This window comes from Streptomyces sp. SYSU D01066-1 (genome assembly GCF_054956795.1).
This window is the reverse complement of sequence record NZ_JBUDHV010000025.1, coordinates 17,030-39,973: the sequence shown is the minus strand read 5'-3', so window position 1 is coordinate 39,973 and position 22,944 is coordinate 17,030. Positions and strand designations below refer to the sequence as shown.

At 74.2% G+C, this 22,944-nt stretch carries 22 protein-coding genes; 13 read left to right on the top strand and 9 right to left on the bottom strand.

What is annotated here, in order from left to right:
* Window positions 1–60: 60 nt before the first annotated feature.
* The 3 genes from ACY1JF_RS21715 (at window position 61) to mug (ending at window position 3,264) form a co-directional block, all read left to right on the top strand.
* Entirely contained in the window at window positions 61–900 is an 840-nt protein-coding gene (locus tag ACY1JF_RS21715; protein WP_462706852.1) for an SGNH/GDSL hydrolase family protein, read from the top strand.
* A 362-nt stretch (window positions 901–1,262) separates the two neighbouring features.
* Window positions 1,263–2,705 (top strand): adenylosuccinate lyase, encoded by a 1,443-nt coding sequence (gene purB, locus ACY1JF_RS21710; RefSeq protein ID WP_462706851.1) that lies wholly within the window; start codon window positions 1,263–1,265, stop codon window positions 2,703–2,705.
* A gap of 13 nt (window positions 2,706–2,718) precedes the next feature.
* Window positions 2,719–3,264 (top strand): G/U mismatch-specific DNA glycosylase, encoded by a 546-nt coding sequence (gene mug / locus ACY1JF_RS21705; protein WP_462706850.1) that lies wholly within the window; start codon window positions 2,719–2,721, stop codon window positions 3,262–3,264.
* A 359-nt stretch (window positions 3,265–3,623) separates the two neighbouring features.
* Here the strand turns inward: mug and ACY1JF_RS21700 are convergent, their stop codons facing one another.
* Together ACY1JF_RS21700 and ACY1JF_RS21695 are read right to left on the bottom strand one after the other, a co-directional pair.
* Window positions 3,624–4,349, bottom strand: a complete 726-nt coding sequence (locus ACY1JF_RS21700) for an ABC transporter permease (protein WP_462706849.1) — start codon at window positions 4,347–4,349, stop codon at window positions 3,624–3,626.
* Window positions 4,346–5,272: an ABC transporter ATP-binding protein gene (locus ACY1JF_RS21695; protein ID WP_462706848.1), complete on the bottom strand. Its 927-nt coding sequence runs from the start codon at window positions 5,270–5,272 to the stop codon at window positions 4,346–4,348. The genes ACY1JF_RS21700 and ACY1JF_RS21695 overlap by 4 nt, the downstream gene beginning before the upstream one ends.
* A gap of 108 nt (window positions 5,273–5,380) precedes the next feature.
* On the opposite strand from ACY1JF_RS21695, the gene ACY1JF_RS21690 reads away from it, so the two are divergent.
* The 3 genes from ACY1JF_RS21690 to ACY1JF_RS21680 all read left to right on the top strand — a co-directional run bounded on the left by ACY1JF_RS21690 (window position 5,381) and on the right by ACY1JF_RS21680 (window position 8,452).
* Window positions 5,381–6,529 (top strand): sensor histidine kinase, encoded by a 1,149-nt coding sequence (locus ACY1JF_RS21690; protein WP_462706847.1) that lies wholly within the window; start codon window positions 5,381–5,383, stop codon window positions 6,527–6,529.
* Window positions 6,530–6,543: 14 nt separating this feature from the next.
* Window positions 6,544–7,206: a response regulator transcription factor gene (locus ACY1JF_RS21685; RefSeq protein WP_462706846.1), complete on the top strand. Its 663-nt coding sequence runs from the start codon at window positions 6,544–6,546 to the stop codon at window positions 7,204–7,206.
* A 91-nt stretch (window positions 7,207–7,297) separates the two neighbouring features.
* A complete protein-coding gene (locus tag ACY1JF_RS21680) occupies window positions 7,298–8,452 on the top strand; it encodes an ROK family transcriptional regulator (protein ID WP_462706845.1) in 1,155 nt (384 codons plus the stop codon).
* A 390-nt stretch (window positions 8,453–8,842) separates the two neighbouring features.
* Here the strand turns inward: ACY1JF_RS21680 and ACY1JF_RS21675 are convergent, their stop codons facing one another.
* Window positions 8,843–9,598 carry a GntR family transcriptional regulator gene (locus ACY1JF_RS21675; RefSeq protein WP_462706844.1) on the bottom strand — a complete coding sequence of 252 codons (756 nt, stop codon included), beginning with the start codon at window positions 9,596–9,598 and terminating at the stop codon, window positions 8,843–8,845.
* Window positions 9,599–9,802: 204 nt separating this feature from the next.
* On the opposite strand from ACY1JF_RS21675, the gene ACY1JF_RS21670 reads away from it, so the two are divergent.
* Window positions 9,803–10,681: an alpha/beta fold hydrolase gene (locus ACY1JF_RS21670; RefSeq protein WP_462706843.1), complete on the top strand. Its 879-nt coding sequence runs from the start codon at window positions 9,803–9,805 to the stop codon at window positions 10,679–10,681.
* Here ACY1JF_RS21670 and ACY1JF_RS21665 read toward each other — a convergent pair.
* Window positions 10,633–11,502 carry a lipase family alpha/beta hydrolase gene (locus tag ACY1JF_RS21665; RefSeq protein ID WP_462706842.1) on the bottom strand — a complete coding sequence of 290 codons (870 nt, stop codon included), beginning with the start codon at window positions 11,500–11,502 and terminating at the stop codon, window positions 10,633–10,635. The two genes, ACY1JF_RS21670 and ACY1JF_RS21665, sit on opposite strands and share 49 nt — an antisense overlap.
* 137 nt (window positions 11,503–11,639) lie before the next feature.
* Window positions 11,640–12,182, bottom strand: a complete 543-nt coding sequence (locus ACY1JF_RS21660) for an SRPBCC family protein (protein ID WP_462706841.1) — start codon at window positions 12,180–12,182, stop codon at window positions 11,640–11,642.
* Window positions 12,183–12,551: 369 nt separating this feature from the next.
* Here ACY1JF_RS21660 and ACY1JF_RS21655 point away from each other — a divergent pair, with 369 nt between their 5' ends.
* The 6 genes from ACY1JF_RS21655 (at window position 12,552) to ACY1JF_RS21630 (ending at window position 19,236) form a co-directional block, all read left to right on the top strand.
* Window positions 12,552–13,187 (top strand): HD domain-containing protein, encoded by a 636-nt coding sequence (locus ACY1JF_RS21655; RefSeq protein WP_462706840.1) that lies wholly within the window; start codon window positions 12,552–12,554, stop codon window positions 13,185–13,187.
* A 48-nt stretch (window positions 13,188–13,235) separates the two neighbouring features.
* Window positions 13,236–15,032, top strand: a complete 1,797-nt coding sequence (locus tag ACY1JF_RS21650) for an NAD(P)/FAD-dependent oxidoreductase (RefSeq protein WP_462706839.1) — start codon at window positions 13,236–13,238, stop codon at window positions 15,030–15,032.
* Window positions 15,033–15,193: 161 nt separating this feature from the next.
* Window positions 15,194–15,718 carry an RNA polymerase sigma factor gene (locus ACY1JF_RS21645; protein ID WP_462706838.1) on the top strand — a complete coding sequence of 175 codons (525 nt, stop codon included), beginning with the start codon at window positions 15,194–15,196 and terminating at the stop codon, window positions 15,716–15,718.
* An 86-nt stretch (window positions 15,719–15,804) separates the two neighbouring features.
* Window positions 15,805–16,602 (top strand): hypothetical protein, encoded by a 798-nt coding sequence (locus tag ACY1JF_RS21640; protein ID WP_462706837.1) that lies wholly within the window; start codon window positions 15,805–15,807, stop codon window positions 16,600–16,602.
* 112 nt (window positions 16,603–16,714) lie between these two features.
* Window positions 16,715–18,286 (top strand): ABC1 kinase family protein, encoded by a 1,572-nt coding sequence (locus ACY1JF_RS21635; protein WP_462706836.1) that lies wholly within the window; start codon window positions 16,715–16,717, stop codon window positions 18,284–18,286.
* Between the two features lie 74 nt (window positions 18,287–18,360).
* Window positions 18,361–19,236, top strand: coding sequence for an SAM-dependent methyltransferase (locus ACY1JF_RS21630; RefSeq protein ID WP_462706835.1), 876 nt, complete (start codon window positions 18,361–18,363; stop codon window positions 19,234–19,236).
* A gap of 1 nt (window position 19,237) precedes the next feature.
* Here the strand turns inward: ACY1JF_RS21630 and ACY1JF_RS21625 are convergent, their stop codons facing one another.
* The 4 genes from ACY1JF_RS21625 to ACY1JF_RS21610 form a co-directional block, all read right to left on the bottom strand.
* Window positions 19,238–20,491 carry a wax ester/triacylglycerol synthase domain-containing protein gene (locus tag ACY1JF_RS21625; protein ID WP_462706834.1) on the bottom strand — a complete coding sequence of 418 codons (1,254 nt, stop codon included), beginning with the start codon at window positions 20,489–20,491 and terminating at the stop codon, window positions 19,238–19,240.
* Window positions 20,492–20,600: 109 nt separating this feature from the next.
* Complete coding sequence (locus ACY1JF_RS21620; RefSeq protein ID WP_462706833.1) at window positions 20,601–21,923, bottom strand: NAD(P)/FAD-dependent oxidoreductase; 1,323 nt, start codon at window positions 21,921–21,923, stop codon at window positions 20,601–20,603.
* A complete protein-coding gene (locus ACY1JF_RS21615; protein WP_462706832.1) occupies window positions 21,920–22,495 on the bottom strand; it encodes a flavin reductase family protein in 576 nt (191 codons plus the stop codon). The genes ACY1JF_RS21620 and ACY1JF_RS21615 overlap by 4 nt, the downstream gene beginning before the upstream one ends.
* Window positions 22,467–22,934: an aromatase/cyclase gene (locus ACY1JF_RS21610; RefSeq protein ID WP_462706831.1), complete on the bottom strand. Its 468-nt coding sequence runs from the start codon at window positions 22,932–22,934 to the stop codon at window positions 22,467–22,469. The genes ACY1JF_RS21615 and ACY1JF_RS21610 overlap by 29 nt, the downstream gene beginning before the upstream one ends.
* Between the last annotated feature and the right edge of the window lie 10 nt (window positions 22,935–22,944).

The window sequence follows — 22,944 nt, the reverse complement described above, 5'->3', positions numbered from 1 at the left end:
CCGGCGGGTACCGACCGGCGAGTATGCCGTTGGGTGCCTCGGGATACCATTTTCGCCGCCATGCAGACGAACCCCACTTTCACCAGCCTGGTCGCGGTCGGCGACTCCTTCACCGAGGGCATGTCGGACCTGCTGCCCGACGGCTCCTACCGGGGCTGGGCCGATCTCCTGGCCGCCCGGATGGCGGCCCGCACCCCCGGCTTCCGCTACGCCAACCTCGCCGTCCGCGGCAAGCTGATCGGACAGATCGTCGACGAACAGGTCGACGCCGCCGCCGCGATGGGCGCCGACGTGATCACGCTGGTCGGCGGGCTCAACGACACCCTGCGCCCCAAGTGCGACATGGGGCGGGTGCGGGCCCTGCTGACGGAGGCCGTGGAACGGCTGGCCCCGAACTGCAAGCAACTGGTGCTGATGCGCAGCCCCGGCCGCCAGGGCCCGGTCCTGGAACGGTTCCGCCCGCGCATGGAGGCGCTCTTCGCCGTCGTCGACGACCTCGCCGCCCGGCACGGCGCCGTGGTCGTCGACCTGTACGGGGCGCCCTCGCTGGCCGACCCGCGGATGTGGGACGTGGACCGGCTGCACCTGACCGCCGAGGGACACCGCAGGGTCGCCGAGGCGGTGTGGCAGGCGCTCGGGTACGAGGCCGAGGACCCTCAGTGGCGCACGCCCATGCCGGCGACGCTGCCGCCCGGCTGGATGCTGCGGCGCGGCGCCGACCTGCGGTTCGCCCGGGTGCACCTGCTGCCGTGGATCGGTCGCCGGCTGACCGGCCGCTCCTCCGGGGACGGCCGGACAGGCGCCCAGTTCAGCGCTGAGCTGGGCAGGGCCTTCTGGGTCACCCCCGCGGACCACGCGGACCCCGGTCCCGTGACGGACTGGCGACGGGTGGAGCCCTGACCCGGAGCCACGCCGGCCGTCGTGCGCCGGTGTGACGCGGGGTCTCGCCCACACGTCCCTGCGGCCGGCGGACCGGCGCACACCGCGAGTCGTGGAGCGCGCCGAGCCAGGACCCGCTTCCCGCCGGCCGCGACGACCGGCTCCCCGCGGCCCGCGGCGAGCCCGGGGCGTGCGATCAGCTCCACCACTTCGCATCGCGGTACGCCCGAGAGCGGACATCACCGGTGACCGGCGGAACGTCCGGAGCCGCCGCCGTGCGACGGGCCGCTCGGCCGGCTCCGGGCCGGGAAGGCGTTCTCGTAGGTTCCTCCAGTCCACCCCTCGGCGCCGGCCTGCACGAATCGCCAGTAGAATCCGGTTACGTGACTTCCGCTCCCGCCAAGCCCCGCATCCCCAACGTCCTCGCCGGACGCTACGCCTCCGCCGAGCTCGCCACGCTCTGGTCGCCCGAGCAGAAGGTGAGGCTGGAGCGGCAGCTCTGGCTCGCCGTGCTGCGGGCGCAGAAGGACCTCGGCATCGAGGTGCCCGACGAGGCGATCGCAGCCTACGAGCACGTGCTCGACCAGGTGGACCTGGCCTCGATCGCCGAGCGCGAGAAGGTCACCCGGCACGACGTGAAGGCGCGGATCGAGGAGTTCAACGACCTCGCCGGGCACGAGCAGGTGCACAAGGGCATGACCTCCCGGGACCTGACGGAGAACGTCGAGCAGCTCCAGATCCGGCTGTCGCTGGAGCTGGTGCGGGACCGGACCGTGGCCGTGCTGGCGCGGCTGGGCAAGCTGGCCGGCGAGTACGGGGAACTGGTGATGGCCGGGCGCTCGCACAACGTGGCGGCGCAGGCCACGACGCTGGGCAAGCGGTTCGCCACCGCCGCCGACGAACTGCTCGTCGCCCACGGCCGGGTGGAGGAGCTGCTCGGCCGCTACCCGCTGCGCGGCATCAAGGGTCCGGTCGGCACCGCCCAGGACATGCTGGACCTGCTCGGCGGTGACGCGGGCAAGCTGGCGGAGCTGGAGCGGCGGATCGCCGGGCACCTCGGCTTCGCGCAGGCGTTCACCTCGGTCGGCCAGGTCTACCCGCGCTCGCTGGACTACGAGGTCGTCACCGCGCTGGTGCAGCTCGCGGCGGCGCCGTCGTCGCTGGCCAAGACGGTCCGGCTGATGGCCGGGCACGAGCTGGTCACCGAGGGCTTCAAGCCGGGTCAGGTCGGCTCGTCCGCGATGCCGCACAAGATGAACACCCGCTCCTGCGAGCGCGTCAACGGCCTGATGGTGATCCTGCGCGGCTACGCCTCGATGACCGGCGAGCTGGCGGGCGACCAGTGGAACGAGGGCGACGTGTCCTGCTCGGTGGTGCGCCGGGTGGCCCTGCCCGACGCGTTCTTCGCGCTGGACGGGCTGCTGGAGACGTTCCTGACCGTGCTGGACGAGTTCGGGGCGTTCCCGGCCGTCGTGGCCCGGGAGCTGGACCGCTACCTGCCGTTCCTCGCCACCACCAAGGTCCTGATGGGCGCGGTGCGCGCCGGTGTCGGCCGCGAGGTCGCGCACGAGGCGATCAAGGAGAACGCCGTCGCCACCGCGCTGGCCATGCGCGAGCAGGGCGCCGAGCGCAACGACCTGCTCGACAAGCTCGCCGCCGACGAGCGGCTGCCGCTGGACCGGGGACAGCTCACCGCGCTGATGGCCGACAAGCTGTCCTTCACGGGGGCCGCCGCCGACCAGGTGGCCGCCGTCGTGGCCCGGGTCGAGGAGATCGTCAAGCAGTACCCCGACGCGGCCGGTTACACGCCCGGCGCGATCCTCTGACGAGCGGACGGACATGCCCCGCTTCACCCCGGCGGAACTGGAGGCCGCCCGCGACCGTCTCGTACCGGACGTCGTCGCGGACGGTCTCCAGGTGCTGTTCTGCGGCATCAACCCCGGTCTGATGACCGCCGCCACGGGCCACCACTTCGCCCGCCCCGGCAACCGGTTCTGGCCGGTGCTGCATCTGTCCGGGTTCACCCCGAGGCTGCTCAAACCCGCCGAGCAGGAGGAACTCCTTTCGTACGGGCTCGGCATCACCAACGTGGTCGCGCGGGCGAGCGCCCGGGCCGACGAGCTGACCGCCGAGGAGTACCGGGAGGGCGGCCGGGAGCTGGCCCTCAAGGTGGCGCGACTGCGGCCGGGCTGGCTGGCCGTGCTCGGTGTCACCGCGTACCGGGTCGCCTTCGACGACCGGAAGGCCCGGGTGGGGCCGCAGGAACGGGTGATCGGGAACACCCGGGTGTGGGTGCTGCCCAACCCGAGCGGGCTGAACGCGCACTGGACGGCCCAGACGATGGCGGAGGAGTTCGCACGGCTGCGGGTCGCGGCGCGGGAGTAGGCGCGGGCCCGGACGCGGGAGTACGCGCAGGCGCAGCGGCAGGCCCGGACGCGGACCTGGACGCGAAAACGGACTTGGGCGTGGTTCATGGCGGGGCTTCCCGCGTGACGGCGGCCGGCGACCACGCCTCGTCCGTCGCGTCCCGGCCGGCGACGGCGAGCGCGGCCGGCGGCCGGTGCCCGCCGCCTCCCGGCCGTGGCTGCCGCTCGGCACCACGCGGTGGTGGCCGTGCCCCCGCCGGGAAGGGGCAAGAGCACAGCTCCTCGACGAGGACGATGCGCGGCGCGGTGTCCGGGGCTCCAGGGCTCCAGGGCTCCAGGGCTCCAGGGGAGCGGGCACCACTGACGACCGGTGGCCCGTCAGGCGTCCCGGCGGCACAGCCGCCATCCGCCCGCCAGCACGGCGGCGGCCGTCCACAGCGCCGTCACGGCGAGTCCCGTCCAGGGGCCGACACTCCCGTCGTACGTCTCGTACAGGACCACCCGCCCCGCCTTGTCCGGCAGGAAGTCGGTGGCGCCGCCGACCGCGTCGCCGATCACGAAGGAGACGGCGAGGAGGAGCGGGACCAGGACCGAGAGGGTGGCGACACCGCTGCGGAAGAGCGCGGTGAGGCCGGCCGCGAACAGCGCCATCAGCATCAGGTAGACGCCGCAGCCCACGACGCCGCGCGTCTGCTCGGCCGTGCTGAGCCCGCTCGCGGCCGGCCCCAGACCCGCCCGTGCGGCCAGCAGGGCGGCGAGGGCGGTGACGAGACCCACGGCGAGGGAGAGGACCGCGACCGTCGTCAGCTTGGCCGCGTACCACCGTCCGCGACGCGGCACCGCGGCCAGGGACAGCCGGATGGCGTCGCCGTGGTACTCGGACGACAGGGCCAGGGCTCCGAAGGCGACGGCGGCCATCTGGCCGGGCAGGACGCCGGACAGAGCCGTGAACAGGGCGTCGAAGTCCGGGTCGGAGGTGTCGGAGGCACCGGCCAGCGCGGAGAACGCCGTGGTGGCGGCTAAGACCGCCAGCAGCGTGCCGTACGACGACCGCAGGGTGCGGACCTTGAGCAGCTCGGAACGCAGGACGGGTACGTGTGTCATGGTCGGGCCTCCTGGGGCCGGGCGGTGAACTCGGTCTCGACGGCCGTCAGGTCGAGGTAGGCCTGTTCCAAGGTCCCCTCCTCGGCCGAGAGTTCGAGGATCGGCACCCCGGCCGCCGAGACGGCCCGGCCGATGTCCTCCACGCGCGCGTCGGACACGGTCCAGTGCCCCGCCTCGTGCCGCACGGCGTCGTGGCCGTGGCGGGCGAGGACACCGGCGAGGGCGGTGGGGTCCGAGGTGCGGACGCGGACGCGTGGCCGCACGCGCGCGTGGATGAACTCCCGCATCGGGGTGTCGGCCAGCAGCCGGCCCCGGCCCAGGACCACCAGATGGTCGGCGAAGGACGCGGTCTCGTTCATGAGGTGGCTGGAGACCAGCACCGTACGGCCCTCGGCCGCGAGCCGGCGCAGCAGTTCCCGGATCCAGATGACGCCTTCGGGATCGAGGCCGTTGGACGGCTCGTCCAGCATCACCACCTCCGGGTCGCCGAGCAGAGCGGCGGCGATGCCGAGCCGCTGGCGCATGCCCAGTGAGTACGTCCGCACCCGGCGCCGGGCGGCCGACGCGATGCCCGTCTCCTCCAGCACCTCGTCCACCCGGCGTTCGGGCAGCCGGTTGCTCACCGCCAGGACGCGCAGATGGTCCCGGGCGGTGCGCGAGCCGTGCGCGGCGTGCGCGTCGAGGAGGGCGCCTACGTGGCGCAGCGGTTCGTCGAGCGCTGCGTAGGCGCGTCCGCCGAGGGTGGCGGTGCCGGAGGTGGGCCGGTCCAGGCCGAGGACGAGGCGCATGGTGGTGGACTTCCCGGCGCCGTTGGGGCCGAGGAAGCCGGTGACACGGCCGGGGCGGACGGTGCAGGTCAGGTCGTCGACGGCGCGTCGGGTGCCGTACTCCTTGGTGAGGGCCCGCAGTTCGATGCTGGTCATGACGGCAGCGTGGCCGATCGTGCCCGGCTCGGGCCTCCCCCGCCGGTGGAGTCCGTCTCCCCCGTGCGGGGGAGGGCCGGTGTCAGTGGCAACTGGCACGATGCCGCCATGGTCCGCTTGCTGCGCCCGCTGGTGCGGGGGACGACGTACACCCGGCTGCTGCACCTGTGGGTGCCGATGCTGGTCGTGAGCCTGTGGATCCTCATCGACGACACACGGATGTGGGTACCGGCGGTGGCGCTGGCCCCGCTGGGGCTGATCGCGGGGGTGCGCGGCGGCGAGCGGCTGCAGGCGCAGTGGCTCCTGCTGCCCCGTGGGGACGACGCCGGCTTCTCTCCCGTCCCCTCGGTGACCTGGACGGACCGGCTGCGCACGGTGGTGTGGCTGGAGGTGCGGATGGCGCTCGGCTGGCTGGTCTCGGGCGTCTGCGTCTGGCTGCCCATCACCGTGTACTGGCTGGTACGGCTCGCCTCGGGGCACGGCGTCGACACGTTCGCCGGGACGATCGCCCCGCACCGGGCGTACGCCCTCCTCGTGCCGGTTCCCCTGGTCGCGCTGTACGGAGCGGTGGTGGCCCTCGGCGCCCTGGCCACCACGGCCGCCCGCGCACTGCTCGGCCCCTCCCCTGCCGAGCGGCTGGCCTCGCTGGAGGAGTGCACCGAACAGCTGCTGGAGCGCAACCGCATCGCCCGCGAACTGCACGACTCCATCGGGCACGCGCTGACCGCGGCCGTCGTGCAGGCGGGCGCGGCGCGGGCGGCCGGTGACCCGGACTTCACCGACCGGGCGCTGCTGGCCATCGAGGACACCGGGCGGGCTGCCCTGGAGGACTTGGAACGCGTCCTGGGGGTGCTGCGGGAGGAGCGGCGTCCGGTGAGCGCCCGGCCGACGCTGGCGGACGCGGACCGGCTGCTGGAGTCCGCGCGGTCCTCCGGGGCGGAACTCGACACGGAGGTGACCGGGCCGCTGGAGGCCGTGCCGGGGCCGGTTTCCAGGGAGGGGTACCGCATTCTCCAGGAGGCGCTGACCAACGTACTGCGGCACGCGGGGGCCGTTCCCGTCCGGGTCCGTGTCCGGGTCGAGGACAGCACCCTCGGGCTGGAGATACGCAGCCCGCTCGCGGCCGACGCGCCCGGCCCGGGCCGCGGCAGCGGACTGCGCGGCATACGGGAGCGCGCCGCGCTCCTCGGCGGGCACGCCAGCACGGGCCCCGACGCCGGTGACTGGCAGGTCCACGTCGTACTGCCGGTGGGCTGATCTACTCTGGCCGGATGCCGGTCACCGTTCTCCTCGTCGACGATGAACCCCTGGTGCGCGCTGGCCTGCGGACGGTGCTGGAGACGCAGCCCGACATCGAGGTGGTCGGGGAGGCGGCCGACGGGGCGGCGGTGATCCCGCTGGTGCGGCAGCTGCGGCCGGACGTGGTCGCCATGGACGTCCGCATGCCGCTGCTGGACGGCATCGAGGCCACCCGCGCGGTGCTGCGGACGGTGGCCGAGCCGCCGAAGATCCTGGTGATCACCACCTTCGAGAACGACGAGTACGTGTACGAGGCGCTGCGCGCCGGGGCCGACGGGTTCCTGCTGAAGCGGGCCCGGCCCGCGGAGATCGTGCACGCGGTGCGGCTGGTGGCGGAGGGTGAGTCGCTGCTGTTCCCGGCGTCGGTGCGGCAGTTGACGGCGGAGCACGGCGACGACGGCGGGATGCGCGCGGCCCGCGCGGTGATGGAGCGGGCCCGACTGACCGAGCGGGAGGGCGAGGTACTGCGTCTGATGGCCCGCGGGCTGTCGAACGCGGAGATCGCCGCCGAGCTGGTCGTCGGGACGGAGACGGTGAAGTCGCACGTGAGCGCCGTCCTGGGGAAGCTGGGGGCGCGGGACCGCACGCAGGCGGTGATCGCGGCGTACGAGTCGGGGTTCGTGGCGCCGGGCTGAGCCGTGCGGGAGCGGGCGGATCGGCACTCGCCGGGGCCCGGTGTGCCGAGTACCATCCGGCCAACACGCGCACGAGCTGGGAGGACGGACCGTGGGGCGGCTGACCGGCGGGGATCCCTCGCTGCTGCGGAGGATCAACTCCGCGGTGGTGCTGCACGCGCTGCGCGCGACGGACTGCGCGACGCTGACCGAGATCACCCAGGTGACGGGGTTGTCCCGGCCGACCGTGGAGGGTGTGGTCGACGGGCTGATCGAGGCCGGGCTGGTCGTGGAGGCGGTGGCCGAGGAGGGTTCGGCCCGGCGGCAGGGGCGGCCTGCCCGGAGGTTCCGGTTCCGGGCGGAGGCGGGGCATCTGCTGGGGCTGGAGATCGGCCCGCACCGGGTGTCCGCGCTCCTGTCCGACCTCGACGGCACGGTGCTCGGTGTCCAGGCCAAGGACGTCGGCGAGGACGCGCCGGCCGACGAGCGGCTGGAGCGACTGCGGGGCGTCGTCGCCGAGTTGCTGCGCCGGGCCGGGGTGTCGCGTGGCTCGTTGCGGGCGGTGGGGGCGGCGACGCCGGGGATCGTCGAGGCGGACGGCACGGTGCGGCTGGGCACGGCGCTGCCCGGGTGGACGGGGCTGCGGCTGGGCGAGCGGTTGAGCCGTTCCTTCAAGTGCCCGGTCCTGGTCGAGAACGACGCCAACGCGGCGGCGGTGGCCGAGCACTGGCAGGGTGCCGCCACCGACTCGGACGACATGGTGTTCGTGCTGGCCGGGTTGAGTCCGGGGGCGGGCGCGCTGATCGGCGGGCGGCTGCACCGGGGGTTCGGCGGGGCGGCCGGGGAGATCGGGGCGCTGCATCTGCTGGGCCGTGAGGTGACGCCCGAGACGTTGCTGTCCACCACCGACGAGCCGCTGCACCCGCTCGACGAGCAGGCGGTCGCGCAGGTGTTCACTCAGGCCAGGGGCGGTGACCGGCGGGCCCGCGCGGCCGTCGACCGGTTCATCCAGCGCCTGGTGCACGACGTGGCGGCACTGGTGCTGGCCCTCGACCCGGAGCTGGTGGTGATCGGCGGCTGGGCGGCCGGTCTCGACGGCGTCCTGGAACCCCTGCGCCGCGAGCTGTCCCGCTACTGTCTGCGCCCCCCGCGGGTCGCCCTGTCGCTGCTGGGCGAGGCCGCCGTACCGACGGGCGCGCTGCGGCTGGCCCTGGACCACGTGGAGGAACAGCTCTTCGCGGTGGAGGGAACGACGGCTCGCCGGTGACCGGCTCCGCGGTGGTCCGCCGGTCGGGGCGGCCGTTCCGGACGCGGCCGTCGGCCGGGGCGGTCACCGCGGGGCCGCGGTCGGCTGCTGAGCCGGGGCGGCCGCCGAACGGTCCCCGGCCGGTCTTCGTCCGGCCGGGGCTGGTCTCGGTACGGCCACCGGGCGGGCACCGCCCGGCCGGAGCGGGCCGCCACGTCGTCACCGGCCGGCCACCGCCCGGCAGGGGCCGGCTCCGCCGCTCCGGTCGTCCAGGCCGGCCGCTTCGCCGACCACCGTTCAGGTTCCCGGGGGCCAGGGGCCGCGTCACCGGCCCGCCGGTGCTCCCGTCCGCCGGCAAATCCGCGAGGCCACCGGACCGGTCCTTCCGCGACCGGTCGCCGCCCGCCCGCCTCAGCCGGCCCCGCTCGCCACCCCGTGGTGGACCCGTACGTCCCCCGCGTCGCCGAACGTCAGCCGGCAGGTGTCCGCCCGGTAGGTGGCGACACTGAGCGCCGCCGTGCCGGACTCGGTGAGGTAGCGGGTGGTGACCACCAGGACGGGGGCGCCCGGAAGGCGGTCCAGTTCCCTGGCCTCCTCGGCCCGGGCGGAGCCCAGTTCCACGGAGCTCTCCTGGTGCGCCAGCTCCAGGCGGTGCAGTTCGCGCAGGATCTCACGCGCGCGTGCCGCTCCGGCGGGGGCGTCACCGAGGCCGGGGACGGACGCCGGCGGAACGTGGAGCAGTTCCGCCGCCACCGGCTGGCCGTGCGAGACGCGGGAGCGGCGCACGGTGTGCACGGGGGCGTCGCGGTCGGTGCCCAGGGCGTCGGCGACGGCCGCGGGCGGCGTGGCCAGGGTGCTGTCGAGCGGCTCCCAGGCGTCGTCGGCCACACCGGGCCAGACCTGCTCCCGGGTGCCGACGGCGACGCCCACGCGCGGTGGCGCCACGGTCGTGCCGACGCCGCGGCGGCGCTGGAGCCGGCCTTCCAGTTCGAGCTGTTCCAGGGCCTGGCGGAGCGTGGCGCGGGCGACACCGAAACGGGCGGCGAGATCACGCTCGTTGGGCAGAACCTCGCCGACGGAGAACTCCGAGTCCAGCGCCTCGCTGAGCACGGTCCTCAAGTGCCAGTACTTGGGTTCCTGTACCGGTTCCAGCTGCGTGGTCCCCACCCTGTCCTCCGCACTCGCCGTGGTCCGGCGGCGTTTTAACGCCCTTGTTTATTAAAGGTTGTTGCACTTCTCCGCGACCATAGGGCGGCCCTCCTCCTTGGTCAAGACCAATACCGGATGCACACCCCGGGTCTACCCGTCGGTAGCTTTTGCTGACACTCTGTCTACGCATGTTCCCCGGACGCGCCACGACCAGGAGTGCCCATGTCCGCAACCGTCTCCTTCACGGTCCCCGCCCCGCACGGCCCGCGCCCCGTCACCGTGTCCTACGCGCGCTCGGGCAGCGGTGAACCGCTGCTCCTGCTGCACGGCATCGGCCACCACCGGCAGGCCTGGGACCCGGTGCTGCGCATCCTGGCGGCCGAGCGCGACGTGATCGCCCTGGACCTGCCCGGATTCGGCGCCTCCCCGGCGCTGCCGGACGGCCTGCCGCACGACCTGCCGACGACGGCCGCCGTGCTCACCGCGTTCTGCGCGGAACTGGGCCTGGACCGGCCGCACGTGGCGGGCAACTCGCTGGGCGGACTGCTGGCCCTGGAACTGGGCCGCGAGAACCTCGTCCGGTCGGTCACGGCCTTGTCCCCGGCGGGCTTCTGGACCGAGGCCGAACGGCGCTACGCCTTCGGTGTGCTGGCGGGCATGCGGGCCACCGCCCGGCGCCTGCCGCCCCCGCTGGTCGAGCGGCTGTCCCGCACCGCGGCCGGCCGCGCCCTGTTGACCAGCACGATATACGCCCGGCCCGGGCGCCGTTCGCCCGAAGCCGTGGTCGCCGAGACACGCGCGCTGGCCCGTGCCGAGAGCTTCGCCGCGACGCTCCGGGCCGGCCGCGAGGTCCGTTTCACCGACGACGTCGACCGCGTGCCGGTCACCGTCGCCTGGGGGACCCGGGACCGGCTGCTCATACCCCGGCAGGGTGTCCGCGCCAAGGCGGTGATCCCGCGGGCCCGGCTGGTCCGGCTGCCCGGCTGCGGCCACGTGCCGATGAACGACGACCCCGGGCTGGTGGCCCGCGTCCTCCTCGACGGCAGCCGGGGTCAGGACTCCAGCGCCGCGAGCACCTCGCGCAGCACCGTCGCGTCGTAGGGCATGCCCACGTGCGGTGTGCGGTCGTCCGGGGCGATGTCCTGGAGGAGGATGTCGCGGACGTACCGGTCCTCGGTCTCCGCCAGGGCGCAGGAGGCGCAGGGGGTGACCACGTCGTCGCAGGCGGTGGCGATGACGGTGTACCGGACGCCGTCGGTGCTCTCGCCGAGCGCAGCGAGTCCGCGCCGGAAGGGGTGGTCGTGCTGGAGTTGCGGCCAGGCCGGGACGGTCATGGCGACCACGCCCTGTTCGACCAGCTCGAGCGCGCCGGGGATCTGCCGGGCGAGGTTCATCAGCCCCTGCGCGGTGATGCCGTGGTTGCTGGGGCTGATGCCGACGAGGTGGTGGACCTTCGGGCCTCCGCCGAGCTTGTTCAGGTAGTGGCGCGGCATCATGCCGCCCTGTGAGAAGCCGACGATGTCGACCTGCCGGGCACCGGTGCGCCGCAGCACCTCGTCGACGAAGTCCCGCAGCTGCTCCGCCGACTTCCTGATGTCACCGGGGCCGAGGAGCACCGGGTCGAGGTGCTTGCCGTGGTCGGGGCGGAAGACGCGGTAGCCGCGCTCCCGCGGCACCGGGGCCGCCGTGGACCAGGTACAGCCGCGATTGCCGAACGTGCCGTGCACGAGCACCACCGGGCGGGGGTGCTCGTCGGTCAGCGGCGGGTCCCAGTCGTCCTCGTCCGCCTCGACGTCGACGGTGGTGACGACCGTGGCGCCGGTGACCTCGGTGAGGACGGCCGCCCGGTGCGGCAGCTCGGTGATGTCCTTGGCGGCGTCGTCGGTGCCGGGTCCGGGGAGGCGGGGGGTCGAGAAGCCCACGGCGCTTGTCCGATCCTGGGAATCCGATCCTGAAGAAGGGGTCCGGCGTTTTCTCCGGCTTCCAGTCTCCCGTCCGGGGATTTCCTCCACGACCCCTCGTCCGGGTGAAAGAATTCCCCCTGTCGCAGGCAGAGGGCTCACCCCTCCGGGTGCGTACTGAGCGCCTGCCGCCGGCCGGCTGCCAGGTGCGGGGCGAGGCGGGCGGTCACCGCGCGGAGCAGTCTGACGTACCGGCTCCACCGGACGGGGCGGGCCACCTTGCCGGTGAGCGCGCGTTCGGCGCGGTCCAGGCACTCCCGGAAGACGGTGTCGTGCAGCGGCCGGAAGAACAGCGCCCAGACCGGCCACAGCGGGGCCACCGGCCGCATGACCAGGGTGTGGCGCAGTACGGACCACCGGCCGTCCAGGTGATCGACGCCGAACTCGTGGAAGCCCGCGAAGCCCCGCGGACCGGTGAACCGGAACCGCACCCACTGGCCGGGGACGTAGTGGCTCACGACGTAGCGCACCGGTCCGTGGCCGCCCGGGACGCCGACGGCCAGCGGCCCCGCGAAGCGGATGGGGGGCCAGTCGGGCGGCCAGAGGCGGTCGTCCCGGGAGCCCAGGGTGTCGATGAGGGCTCCCACGGTCTCCGGCGGGGCGGGCAGCGCGCGTTCGTGGACGTTGAGCACGGCGATCACGGAAGCAGAATGCCCGGGATCCGGGTGCGGTACTAACTCGCCGGAAAAGGAGCCGGAACGCGCGCCGGAGCGTGCGGGGCGTCGTGCGCGCCGCTGTCTTCGCCCTTCCTTTGTTCTCACCCCTCGTTCGTTTTCACTCCTCGTTCCGGTGAGTGGCCGGATTCCGTCATCGCGCCCGCCCCGGCCGGCGGGCGTCCGCCGTGGTCCGACTCGGCCGCGGCGGACGCCCGCCGGCCGGGGCGGACCCGCGTTCGACCGTCGACGGGCGAAGACCGGCCAAAGGCCGGCAGGGCGCGGGAGCGGGCGGGGCCCGAGCGTAAAGAGAGGTGAGGAAGGCATCAACGGGGCCGCAGTCGAAGGGGGTTGGCCATGACCGCACGTCCCGGCGTTCCCGGTTCCGGCCGTCCGGCGGCCGGCCGGCCGCCGTTGCCGCGGGCGTGGCAGCCGCTGCTCGGCCGGCCGCCCCTGGCGGGTCTGCTCGGCGATCCCCTGGCGGACGCCGCCCTGCGCGAGGCGTCCCGGCTGCTGCCGGCCGGCCTGGCGCTGCACTCCCTGCGGACGTTCCTGCTGGCCGACGCCGGCGCCCGGGCCGCCGGAACCGGCTACGACCGGGCCGGGCTGCTGGCCGCCGCCGTGTTCCACGACACCGGGCTGGTGGGCCGCGCGCCGCTCGGCCGGGGCGGGTTCACCGCCCGTGGCGCCGAGTTGCTCGACCGGTTCCTGGCCGGACTGCAGGTGGGCGACGACCGCCGCCGGGCGCTGACCCGGGCGGTGCGCGAACACCTGCGGCCGTTCCCCGCGCCGGACGCGGGACCCGAGGCCCGGCTGCTGCACTTCGGCGCCTGGCTGGACGTCACCGGGCGCGGTGACCGGCGGGTGCCCGGGGAGCGGCGGCTGCTCGCCGGGCTGGCCCCGACTTCCTGGTTCACCCTCTCCTTCTGCGCCCGGGTGGCGGCCTGCGGGCCGCGCCGGGTGCTGCCGGCCCGGCCCGCCGCCCCGCGGTGACCGCCGGGCCGGGCCACTCGCTCCTCCCGTCGCGAAAGGACCCCAGACATGCAAGAGGACCAGCGGGATTTCGATGTCGCCATCGTCGGTGGCGGCATCGGCGGGACGATGCTCGGGGCGGTCCTCGCCCGGCACGGTGTGCGCACCCTGCTGCTGGAGGGCAGCGGGCACCCCCGGTTCGCCATCGGGGAGTCCACCGTCCCCGAGACCACCTTCGGCCTGCGGGTGCTGGCCCGCCGCTACGACGTCCCCGAGATCGAGCACCTGGCGACGTACGGGGCGCTGCGCCGGCACGTCTCGTCCAACTGCGGGGTCAAGCGCAACTTCAGCTTCGTCTACCACCGGGAGGGCGAGCCCACCCGGGCAAAGGAGTGCACCCAGTACCCCACCTGGGGGCCGCCGCTCGGTCCCGACTCGCACTTCTTCCGTCAGGACGTGGACGCCCACATGTTCCACGTCGCCGTGTCCTACGGCGTCACCGCGCACACCCACACCGTGGTCGAGGACGTCAAGTTCGAGGACGACCACGCCACGCTCGTCACCCGGGACAAGGGCAGCTTCCGCGCCTCGTACGTGGTGGACGCCGGCGGGATGCGGGCGATGCTCCCCGAGCGGCTGGGGCTGCGGCAGGAACCGCCGTACCGCACCCGGTCGCGCACCATCTTCACGCACATGGTGGACGTACGGCCCTTCGACACCGTGGCGCCGCCGCGCGAACAGCACGGCATGCCCAGCCCGTTCAGCCAGGGAACGCTGCACCACGTGTTCCAGGGCGGCTGGCTCTGGGTCATCCCGTTCGACAACCACACCGCCGGCACCAGCGGGCTGTGCAGCGTCGGGATCAACCTCGACCTCGACGCGTACCCGCGGCCCGAGGGGGTCGGTGCCGAGGAGGAGTTCTGGCAGCACGTCGGCCGGTTCCCCAGTGTGGCGCGGCAGTTCGAACGGGCGCGGCCGGTACGGCCGTACGTGTCGACCGACCGGACGCAGTTCTCCTCACGGCAGGTGGTCGGCGACCGGTGGTGCCTGCTGCCGCACGCCAGCGACTTCATCGACCCGCTGTTCTCCAGCGGGCTCGCGGTGACGGTGATGTCCCTCAACGCGCTCGGCCACCGGCTCATCGACGCGGTGCGCCGGGACGACTTCGACACCGCCCGGTTCCAGTACCTGGAGCACTGGACCAAGCGCATGTTCCGGTTCTACGACGACCTGGTGTCGTGCAGCTACATCTCCTTCGACGACTTCGACCTGTGGAACGCCTGGAACCGGGTGTGGACCATCACCACGCTGTACGGCACCAACGCGCAGAACCAGGCCGCCGTCGCCTTCGAGAAGACCCACGACACCGCCTGCTTCGACGCCCTGGAACTGCCGCCCTACCGGGGGCTCCAAGGTGTCGACAACCCTTGGGTGGAGCGGCTGTTCGAGCAGTCCCGGGACGCCGTCCTGGCCTACCGGGACGGTGCGTCGTCCAAGGAGCGGACCGTCGGCCGCATCTACGAGCTGCTGCGCGAGAGCGGGCTGTGCCCGCAGGTGTGGGGCACGCTCGACCCGCGGGACCGGTGCCCCGCCGGTGTGTTCACGCTCTGGCCGCTGATGCGGATCCTGCTGTGGGGCAGGTTCCGCTCACCGCGGCACGTGCGGGGTTCGTACTTCACCGGGGGCGCGCGGATGGTCGGCAAGGAGGCCGTCCAGACGTACGCCACCGAACTGCGCTCGGGCGTCACCCAGGCGCACCAGACCCTGCGCGACATGTGGTTCAACTGGAACCGGGACTGGGCCAGGCGGCCCGCTCCGCGGTCGGCGGCCGGCCGGTCCTCCGGGACGGCTCCGGCCCGGGACTGAGCGCGGAAAATCATTTCTTCGGATCAGCGGAGAAGCGGATCTGAAATAATGCGGTTTGCCGCCCCGGGCACTCGGGTAGGAAAGGCGCGTGGCCGCCGGAGAAGAAATCCGGCCGCCGATTTCCCCGCCTAAATCCGAGAGACAACGGGCCGCAATTCACAATGGCACCACATTCCACTTGCCAATCGCCCGCTGCATGCTCCTGGGAAGACATTTTCCAGCATCAGGGCCGCCTCATGCGGTTGGTTCGACGCCGACTGCCGAGTCTTCAGGATGCCGAGGACTGTGTTCAGGAAACCATGGCCAGAGCAGCCGCACACGCCACCCTGGACAAAAACAGGCTGGGGCCCTTTCTGACGTCCGTGGCGCTTCGGCTCTGCATCGACTTCTACCGCGAAATGGAGCGTCGTAGCAGGCTGTTGCAGCGCGCGGCACTTCTGGACTTCCCCGGTACCACCGAGGAGGACGTCTGCGACGAGGATTTCGGCAGATGGTTGCTGAGCCAGGCGGAAAAACTGCGCGGCCGGGAGCAGGAAGTCATACTCGCCCGTGCCGCAGGAATCTCCACAGCGGAATTCGCCCGCATACACAACATTTCCGTGAAAGCGGCGGAAGCCGCGTTCACCCGAGGTCGGGCACGCCTGAAAACGGCGTGCGCCAAAGCCCTGGAGGGCTGCGCACGGTAACCGTCCCACGCTCCGGAAAACATCCGCCGCCGTGGGTCCGCCATCCCATCTGCGTACACCGCGGAAAAGGAAAGGAAGCTCCTCTCATGTCCAAGAGCATCCAGGACATCATCAAGGACCTCATCGGCGATGTGGCCGACAGCGGGAAGGAAGCGTTCGACGACCTCCTGGACCGGGACGGCAAGCCGGGGGCGGGCCGCTCCGGCAACCCGGTCGACGCACTGGCCGGGCTGCCGGCGGGCGCCCTGGGCGCCCTGGTGAACCCGCTCGCCCTGGCGGGCGGCGCGCACCACCACCTGACCGCGCTCACCGGGAGCGCGGGCGCCGTTCAGAACCCCTTCGCGACGCTCGCCGGCACCACCGGCGCCGCCCACAACCCCCTCGCGGCACTCGCCGGCACCACCGGCGCCGCCCAGAATCCGCTCGCGGTGCTCGCCGGGGTCCAGGCCGCCAACCCGTTGGGCGCCCTCGCCGGGCTGGGGCAACCGGCCGGCGGGGCCGGGCACGCCGCCGCGGGCGCGGGTGACCTGCTGTCGTCCATGGCCTCGCTGCCCGGTCAGCTCAGCCAGCTCGGTCAGATGATCACACAGCTCGTCCAGGTCCTGCAGAACAACTCCGTCGGCCAACTGGCCTCGACGGCCGGTCAGGCGGCCTCCGTGGCGACCGACGCGGCCAAGGCGGCGAAAGACGTGTCCGAGGGCGTCACCGGCGCGACGAGCCTGCCGGGGGCCACCGCGGTCACCGGGGCGGCGGGAGTGACCGGAGCCACGGGGGCCACCGGTGCCTCGGGAACCACCGGCACCACGAGCACCACCGGAGCCACGAGCGCCTCCGGAGACCCGGGGCTTCCGGGCTTCCGGGGCGGTGGTCCCCTCAGCCGCTGACCCCGCCGTACCCCGCCGTCCCGCTCCGCCGGTCACGCCGGAACCCTCCGGCCGACGGTCGTGGCCTCCGCCGTGCCGATCCCGCCGTGCCGATAGAGGAGGAACGCCCACCATGCCGTCCGCCGTCGGAGACCGCCTGCGTCTCGTGGTCAGGGTCTTGGGAAGCCTCGTCGCCGACGAGGTCGGCCAGGCGACCCGGCTCAGACGCCGGAAGCGGGACACCCCGCCCGCGGTGGCGTCCGCCGAGGCCCCTGAGGGGGCGCCGGAAGACGCCACCGCGGGCGAACAACGGCGTGCCAAGGCGGTGCGCCAGGCCCTGGAGAGCCTCGGCCCCTTCTACGTGAAGCTGGGCCAGATGCTCTCCACCCGGCCCGACATGGTCCCCCAGTCCATCCGTGACGAGCTGCAGAACCTGCACGACCAGGTCGACGTCCAGCCGTTCTCCGAGTTCGAGCCGGTGCTGGCGCGGGACCTGGGCCCGGACTGGAAGCTGCGCTTCGACGACATCGACACCGTCAAGCCGCTCGGCGCCGCCTCCCTCGCCCAGGTCTACCGGGTGACGCTGCCCGGCGGCCGGCCGGCCGTGGTGAAGATCCAGCGGCCCGGCATCCGCGAGGGCGTCCTCGCCGACATGGCGCTGATGCGCAAGGCGGCCAGGATCGTCGCCCGCGTCGCGCCCCGCTTCAACGAGGTCATCGACGTCGAGGCGATGCTCGGCTCGGTCTTCGACGCGATGGAGCCGGAGCTGGACTTCACCGGCGAGGCCCGCAACATGGACGAGGCCCGCGAGCACGTACGGGCCTTCCGCACCCTGGAGGTGCCCCGGGTGCTGCACGCCGGCCCGAAGGTCCTGGTCCAGTCACTGGCCACCGGCACCTCGGTCCGCCATCTCGACCCGTCGCACTTCGCCGACGACGAACGCGTCGAGATCGGCAAGGACCTGCTGCGCTTCATGTACCACGGGTACTTCGTGCACCGCTTCTTCCACGCCGATCCGCACGCGGGCAACGTCTTCGCCGCCCCCGGGGCGCCCGCGACGCTGATCGACTGGGGCATGGTGGGCCGCCTGGACCGCCGTACCAGCCTGCGGCTGCTGCCGCTGTTCATGACGCTGGCGCAGAACGACGGCGCGGGGCTCGCCCAGCACTGGGCGGAGATGGGCCGGATGACCTCCTGGGCCGACATGCCCGCGTTCGCCGCGGACATGGCGGCCTTCGTGCCCAAGGTCTCCCACCTGTCCCTGGAGGAGATGAACTTCGGCATGGCGCTGACCACGGTGCTGGCCAAGGCGTCCCGGCGGGGCATCGGGTCACCGCCCGCGGTGTCGCTGCTCGGCAAGTCCTTCGCCAACCTGGACGGTTCGGTGCGTCATCTGGCCCCCGAGATCACCCTGCCGGAGGTGTTCCAGGGGGAGGTGCCGCGCATCCTGTTCGCGCTGGGCCGGGAGTTCCTCGGCCGGCACCAGTTCGCCCGCAACTCGATGGAGCTGCTGCTGACCGCGGTCACCAGTCCCGAGCAGGTGCGCGGGGTGCTCACCGACGTCGCCAACCGCCAGTTCGCGTTGAACGTCCACGAGCCGCGGACCCCCACCGCGATGGGCGGCCGGCGTCCCGTCCGTCCCTCCGGCGGCCTGCTGGCCCTGGGCGCGATGGCCTATCTGCTGGGCCGCAGCCACTCCCGCTGAGCCCGGGCCGCCGCCTGACGCCGCCCCGGTTCCCGTACCACCCCTGCCGATCCCCTACCGATCCGGAGGTTTCCATGACGGACACCGCACGGCCCACGCCGCCCAGAGGCGTGCCGCTGCCCGAGGGGCTGTCCAAGGTCGCCGTGTGGACCGCGGCGGCCCACGCCGTGGAGTACGGGCGCCCGGCGCCGTACGTCCGTGACGCGTGGGCCGGTGACTTCCTGCACGCGGCCGGGTTCCCGCCGGACGGGCCGCCGGGCGACGGCCCGCTGCAGCGGCTGCTGCCCGACTGGGCCGTGGTGCGCAGCCGTTTCTTCGACGAGTACCTGCTGGCCTCGGCCGGTTCGGGATGCCGCCAGGTGGTGCTGCTGGGCGCCGGGCTGGACACCCGGGCGTTCCGGCTGGACTGGCCGCGCGGCGTGCACGTCTTCGAAGTGGAGGACCCGGCGCTGCTGGCCTTCAAGGAGCGTGTGCTCGACTGGGCCCCGCCGGCCTGCGGCCGGCGCAGCACCGTGGGCACGGACCCCACCGGGGCGTGGGCCGCGGACCTGCTCGCCGCGGGTTTCGACCCGCGGCGGCCCACCGCCTGGCTGGCCGAGACACTCCTCTACCACCTGCCGCCGCACGACGCGGAGTCCGTCGTCACCACCATGACGGACCTCTCCGCGCCCGGTTCCGCCTTCGGCGCGGAGTGCGTCAACGCCGCGACCGCCTCCTCCGCGTTGGTGGCGCCGTTCCGAAAGGCCCTGGCCAGTACCGGGATCAGCTGGCGGTGGCGGCTCGCCGAGCCGGAGCGCTGGTGGGCGGAGCACGGCTGGGAGGCGGCCGTGACGGACCCGTTCACGCTGCCCTACGCGGTGCGGCGGCTGTCCCCGTATCTGCCGCTGGTCGGTGAGGCCGCCGCGCGGACGGTCTTCCTGACCACCGGCGCGCTCGCCGCCCCGCGGTGAGTCAGCTCCGTTCCAGTTCGAGCAGCGACGAGAGCCACAGGCCGGGCAGCCGGCCGGCGGCGGGCAGGTGCTCGTCGTGCACGACGGTCAGGCAGGCGGTGTCGTGCTGGCTGGTCAGGGTCACCAGGCAGCGGATGCCGGAGGCCAGCCCCGAGTAGACGGCCGACCACCGCGACTGGGCTCCCTGGTGGCGCAGCGGGGCCCCGAAGCCGACGCTGCTGGCGGGACCGGCCACGACCGAGCCGTTGACCAGGCGCAGGCCGATCCGGGCTCCGGCCGCCCGCGGGGTCGCGGCCAGCAGCACCCGGAAGGCGTCCCGCCGGCGGCTCTCCTTCAGCCGGCGGGTGCGCTCCGCCACCCGCCGGACCGCCCCCGTCGGCGAGGGCTCGTCGCAGGGCAGCAGCAGCCGGGCGGTGACCATCCGGTTGCCGGGGGCGTGCTCCTCCCCCGGTGCCCGGACCGACATCGGCACCGCCACCGGCAGCGGCGGGTGGACCGTGCCGGTGGCCTTCAGATGCCAGGTGCGCACGGCGTGCGCGAGGGCCGCGAGGTACACGTCGTTGACGGTGGCGCCGTGCGCCCGGCCGAGGGCCCGCAGCCGGGCCAGCGCAACGGTGACGTGGCGGACGCCGTCGCGGCCGCCGACCGGTCCGTCGAAGCCCGGCTTGGGCGTGGGGGCGCCGAAGCCGCCCGCCACGTCGCGCAGGACGCCGGCGAGGCCGCCCGGTGCCGGGCGGGCGCCGGGCCGCGCGGCGGGCTGGGCGTCGGGGCGGTCGTCGAGCAGGGCGCGCGCGGTGTAGGCGGCGCCCACGCCGTCCTGGACGGTGTGGTCGGTGCGGTAGCACAGGGCGTGGCCGCCCGCCGCGCCGTGCACCAGCCACACCTCCCACAGCGGCCCGTCGGCGGTGCTCATGGGCCGGGACAGCAGCAGCCGCCCGGTGGCCGTGCCGTCCGTGTCCTCGGGCAGCCGCAGCTCCCGCACGTGCCGCTCCACCGCGAGGTCGCCGGCCCGCTGGAACACCCTGCCGTTCCGGGCGGGGCGGTAGTTGAGCGCCGGGATGCGCGGGGCGCGTTCGGCGACCCTGGCGCGGACCGTGTCCAGGGACGGCGCCGGACCGTCGAAGGCGAACACGAACGGCAGGGGCAGCGGCCTGCCGCGCGTGGCCAGGCGGTAGGCGAGGTCCACGGTCCCCAACGGCAGGGTCGGGGGCAGGGGGCCGTCGGTGCCTCGTACGCCGGGGCGCATCGGTCGCATCGGGAACCTTCCTGTGCGGTGGGGGACGGAGTCACGGGGAACGAGGTCACGGGGGCCGGGGTCACGGGGCACGAGGTCACGGGAGTCAGCCCGCCGTTCTCCGGCTGCCTCAGCACGAGTGGCGTGCGACGCGGCAGCGCGTGTCGACGTAGGCGCGCAGCAGGCCCCGCAGGGGGCCGCGCGCCGGCAGGCGGGGGGCGCGCGAGCGGTGCCAGGGCAGCGGCTCGCCGGCATCCGGATCGCCGAGCAGGGCGGCGGCCACGTACGCGCCGTGCGCGACGGACAGGGCGAGGCCGTGTCCGCAGCAGCCGCCGATGTACCAGACGTCGGGGAAGCCGTCGACCGGCCCGACCACCGGCAGGTCGTCGCCGGTCACGCCGATCCGGCCGGACCAGCGGTGGGTGACGCGCACCGGGGCCAGCTCGGGGTGGAGGGAGCGCAGCCACCCCTCCAGCCAGGTCCAGGCGCGTTCCCTGGCCGCCCGCAGCCGGGGGCCGCCGAGCCCGGTGGGAACGGTGACGGTGCCGCCGCCGGCCACCACACCGCGGTCGGGGAGCAGCCGGTAGTACGGCGCCATGGGCACGGCGTCGACCACGGCGTACCCCGCGGCCCCGCCCAGCGCCTCGTACGCCGGGACGCTCAGCGGCGCGGTGGCGACGGCGTACACCTCCAGCGGGAGGACGGTGCCGACCGGCAGGCCCACCGACCGCGCGGCGGAGTTGACCGCGAGGACGGCCCGTCCGGCGTAGAGGCGGCCGTGCGGGAAGACCAGTTCGGGGCCGACCAGTTCGCCGGGGCGGACCGTCAGCAGCGGGCTGTCGCCGTAGAACCGGACGCCCTTGGCGGCGCAGGCGCGGGCCAGGGCGCAGGTCAGCGCGGCCGGGTCGAGGGTGGCCGCGGGGCGGTGCAGCAGCCCGGCGGGGTAGGAGACGCCGACCCGGTCGCGGATGCCGGCCGCGGACAGCACGGGGACGTCCAGACCGAGCTGCCGGCCGGCGCGGGCCTGGCGGGCGAGGGCGGCGAGGCCGGCCGGTGAGCGGGCGGCCATGATCTGCTCGCCGGGCCGCAGTCCGCAGGGCACGTCGAGCCGGGCGCACAGGTCGAGGACGTCGCGGACCGCGCGGACGCCGGCCCGGTGCATCCGGCGCGCGGTGTCCGGTCCGAACCGGCGCACCGCGCGGTCGAGCGCCGGGCCGGCCCGGGGGCCGAGCAGACCGGTGCCCCGGCCGCTGGCCCCGGCGGCCGGGCCGTGCGCGTCGACCACGGCGATGTCCAGGCCGGGGGCGCGTTCAGCGAGGTGGTAGGCACAGGCGAGCCCCGCGAGGCCGGCGCCGACCACGGCCACGTCCGCGGTGACCACGCCGTGCAGCGGGTACTGCGGCGGCAGTTCGGCCGGGTCCCAGCGGGGTGTGCCGGCCGGGGGCCCGGTCACCTGGTGCCGTCCGGTGCCGGTTCGGTCAGGGCCCGGAACCGGCGGTCGTGCCACAGCAGCGGCCGGCCGCCGCCCACGTGCACGGCCGCGACCCGGCCGACGACGAGGTGGTGGTCGCCGTAGCGGCGTACGTCCTCGGTCAGGCAGACCGACCAGGCGAGCGCGCCGGCCAGGACGGGCACGCCGAGCACCTGCCGGGTGCCGGTGCCCGCGAACCGTTCGGCGGCCGTGGCGGTGGGGGACGCGAACCGGCCCGCCAGGTCCTGCTGTTCCTCGCGCAGCAGGTGCACGGCGAAGGCGCGGCGGGAGCGGACGGCGGCGAGGGTGCGGGAGCCGTCGCGCAGACAGGCCAGGAGCAGCGGGGGGCGGGCGGAGAGCGAGGTGACGGCGGAGACGGTCATGCCCAGCGGCCCGTCCTCGCCGCGCGCGGTCACCACGGTCACCCCGGCGGCCAGCTTGGCGTACAGCCCCAGGCAGCGGGCGGCGTCCGGGCCCGGTTCCTCGCGCAGCGGCTCGGCGTGGGGCGGGGGCGGGGCCGCCCGGTCAGTCACGGGAGGCGTCGGCGCCCTCATCGGTCACCTCCGCCCCCAGCAGGCCCTTGACGATCTCACCGATGAGATGGCGCAGGGTGGCCGAGGCGACCGGGTCGAGGATGTCGGCGAGGGTGGGGATGCCCAGGTCGAAGGAGGCGGTGAAGACGACGCGCGTGCCGGTACCGTGCGGTTCGCAGCGCCAGCTGCCCGAGAAGCTCTGGAAGTCTCCGGTGATCTGTTCGAAGGCGAGGCTGCGGGTGTCCGGGTCGTAGGTGTCGCGCTCGCGCCAGCGCATCAGGCCGCCGCGGAAGAGGACGGCCCAGTCGGAGACCGTGGAGCCGTCGGGCAGCGGCGGCTCCACGCTCACCTCACGGACGGTGTCGGTGAAGTCGGGGTAGCGGCGGAAGTCGCTGATCCGGCGGTAGGCCTCGGCGGGGTCCACCGTGTCGGCGAGCGCGTGCAGTACCACGTGGGGCATCGGGGGTGGG

Bases quoted from the DNA above. Each gene is read 5' to 3' on its own strand.
- ACY1JF_RS21615 (WP_462706832.1), bottom strand. From the start codon at position 22,495: ATGAGGGCGCCGACGCCTCCCGTGACTGACCGGGCGGCCCCGCCCCCG.
- ACY1JF_RS21610 (WP_462706831.1), bottom strand. From the start codon at position 22,934: ATGCCCCACGTGGTACTGCACGCGCTCGCCGACACGGTGGACCCCGCC.
- ACY1JF_RS21650 (WP_462706839.1), top strand. From the start codon at position 13,236: ATGCAAGAGGACCAGCGGGATTTCGATGTCGCCATCGTCGGTGGCGGC.
- ACY1JF_RS21700 (WP_462706849.1), bottom strand. From the start codon at position 4,349: ATGACACACGTACCCGTCCTGCGTTCCGAGCTGCTCAAGGTCCGCACC.
- ACY1JF_RS21685 (WP_462706846.1), top strand. From the start codon at position 6,544: ATGCCGGTCACCGTTCTCCTCGTCGACGATGAACCCCTGGTGCGCGCT.
- ACY1JF_RS21625 (WP_462706834.1), bottom strand. From the start codon at position 20,491: ATGCGACCGATGCGCCCCGGCGTACGAGGCACCGACGGCCCCCTGCCC.
- ACY1JF_RS21715 (WP_462706852.1), top strand. From the start codon at position 61: ATGCAGACGAACCCCACTTTCACCAGCCTGGTCGCGGTCGGCGACTCC.
- ACY1JF_RS21655 (WP_462706840.1), top strand. From the start codon at position 12,552: ATGACCGCACGTCCCGGCGTTCCCGGTTCCGGCCGTCCGGCGGCCGGC.
- ACY1JF_RS21695 (WP_462706848.1), bottom strand. From the start codon at position 5,272: ATGACCAGCATCGAACTGCGGGCCCTCACCAAGGAGTACGGCACCCGA.
- mug (WP_462706850.1), top strand. From the start codon at position 2,719: ATGCCCCGCTTCACCCCGGCGGAACTGGAGGCCGCCCGCGACCGTCTC.
- ACY1JF_RS21640 (WP_462706837.1), top strand. From the start codon at position 15,805: ATGTCCAAGAGCATCCAGGACATCATCAAGGACCTCATCGGCGATGTG.
- ACY1JF_RS21645 (WP_462706838.1), top strand. From the start codon at position 15,194: ATGGCACCACATTCCACTTGCCAATCGCCCGCTGCATGCTCCTGGGAA.
- ACY1JF_RS21635 (WP_462706836.1), top strand. From the start codon at position 16,715: ATGCCGTCCGCCGTCGGAGACCGCCTGCGTCTCGTGGTCAGGGTCTTG.
- ACY1JF_RS21690 (WP_462706847.1), top strand. From the start codon at position 5,381: ATGGTCCGCTTGCTGCGCCCGCTGGTGCGGGGGACGACGTACACCCGG.
- ACY1JF_RS21670 (WP_462706843.1), top strand. From the start codon at position 9,803: ATGTCCGCAACCGTCTCCTTCACGGTCCCCGCCCCGCACGGCCCGCGC.
- ACY1JF_RS21630 (WP_462706835.1), top strand. From the start codon at position 18,361: ATGACGGACACCGCACGGCCCACGCCGCCCAGAGGCGTGCCGCTGCCC.